At 59.2% G+C, this 441-nt stretch carries 1 pseudogene; it reads right to left on the bottom strand.

What is annotated here, in order from left to right:
* Positions 1 to 13: 13 nt before the first annotated feature.
* Positions 14 to 441: pseudogene (locus AEYBE204_RS39250) on the bottom strand (contractile injection system protein, VgrG/Pvc8 family); the annotation flags it as partial.

Genomic DNA, 441 nt, shown 5'->3' with positions numbered 1-441 from the left:
GTGACTTTGCTCACTATCCAGTCTTGCGCATCGATCGCAGCTTTAAACCCGCTGACGCGTACCGGCGTTTCCGGGTGATGTTGGCCCGCCCCATCGCGAGCGACAGCGAGAACTCAGCCACACCGCGCTGAAGCTTTTCCCACTTTGCCTGTGCGGCGCGCATCGCGGCGGCCTTGGTGGCGTAAATTTTGGTGATCGCAAACACGTTATCGTCTGCCCCCACCAGATAATCGCCTTTCGCCGCCTCCGCCGGTTTCCCCGGTTTTTTACTGCTGCCCGGCTTCGCCTTCGGGTGTTGCAGCGCGCGCAAATGCTGCTCTTTTGGCTTGCGCTGCAGCTTCACTTTCTTCGGCTTCGGCTGTTTTGTATTGAGCCAGCTCGCCGTTACGCCGGTGTAGGCATCCCGATCGGCAATGCTGAAACTGTGCTGATCGCCATCCT

The sequence above is a fragment of the Asticcacaulis sp. YBE204 genome, from assembly GCF_000495855.1.
In the GTDB taxonomy this organism is placed as follows: domain Bacteria; phylum Pseudomonadota; class Alphaproteobacteria; order Caulobacterales; family Caulobacteraceae; genus Asticcacaulis.
Note: the sequence above shows the minus strand (reverse complement) of the source record. Positions and strands in the feature narration are given on the sequence as shown.